The following is a 1,088-nucleotide window of genomic DNA, read 5'->3' as shown; positions in this document are numbered from 1 at the left end:
TGCCAAGTGTGATAAATCACTCTCAGCATCCTTATGCTCTCCACCAAACCATGCTAATAAATGACGTAAAGCAGCACCGTGTAACCTGCTCCAGTGCATGCCATTACGCCAATTGTTTGCTCCGTACTTCTTTGCCCCAAACTCTAAAACTTTACCAATTTCAAGCAGTGCCAACGGCGGTATAAGCTCTACACGAGGCTTACCATCATCATTCTTATGCGCTTCATTTGCATTATGTGAACACATATAAACTCTGTCGCCACCATATTCTTCAGTGCCGCAAACATATGCATTTCCATAAATCTTGGCCTTACCATAAACCACGGCATGACCGAACACCTTAGCAGCATCACAAACCTTGGCATAACCACAAACCTTGGCGTTGCCATAAACCTTGGCGCTGCCATAAACATGGATATTATCGTAAACGTAAGCATTACCAAAAACCGCAGCTTCATCACAAACCTTGGCATTGCCAAATACATGCGCATTACCACAAACCTTGGCGTTGCCATAAATCGCAGCTGCTAAAAGAACATTGGCATTCTCATAAACACGGGCATTGTCATAAACATGAGAAAAACCAAGAACCTTGGCATTGCCAAAAACACGTGCATCACCATAAACCCATGCCCTATTCCCAACCCAACAATCACCTTCATGACTTAGGTTGTCTTCTTTCTCTATATAGCCTCCTAAATCACCTGCTTTAACATCACCAAAGTCTCTCAGTGCACGAATGCGGTGAAGTGTTCTGCCATCAAACTCAATTGTTTCATCAGTAAGTTCGTATTTCTTTTCTACAGCCATCATCACCTCCTTAAGGCTGCAAAGTCTCACGCGCGCTATCAACGCCGGAACTTTTTGCAAATGTAGTCATTGGGGGGTGTTGCTCTTGCATTAATCTCTGCAAGCGCTCGGGATAAAAAAAATCTTCTGGACGCAAATCTATCCCATGATCACGCGCATAATTTAAAAGCATAATTTGGTATTTAGCTGGAATGATGCCGCCTTTACCCTCTAGTTTTTTTAAAGGATAAGTCCATTTATAAACAGCAGACACATGACATTGAGAAATCAACGACACA

Annotated in this window: 2 protein-coding genes; both read right to left on the bottom strand. The window is 42.7% G+C overall.

Features of this window, described 5'->3' with window-relative positions:
* On the bottom strand, window positions 1-810 hold an 810-nt coding region (locus tag ACFIMC_RS07955; RefSeq protein ID WP_375685734.1), incomplete at its 3' end, for a dATP/dGTP diphosphohydrolase domain-containing protein.
* 10 nt (window positions 811-820) lie between these two features.
* A complete protein-coding gene (locus tag ACFIMC_RS07950) occupies window positions 821-1,087 on the bottom strand; it encodes a hypothetical protein (protein WP_375685732.1) in 267 nt (88 codons plus the stop codon).
* Window position 1,088: the final 1 nt, after the last annotated feature.

The sequence above is a fragment of the Bartonella sp. AP21QHHD genome (assembly GCF_042196205.1).
GTDB lineage: Bacteria > Pseudomonadota > Alphaproteobacteria > Rhizobiales > Rhizobiaceae > Bartonella.
Note: the sequence above shows the minus strand (reverse complement) of the source record. Positions and strands in the feature narration are given on the sequence as shown.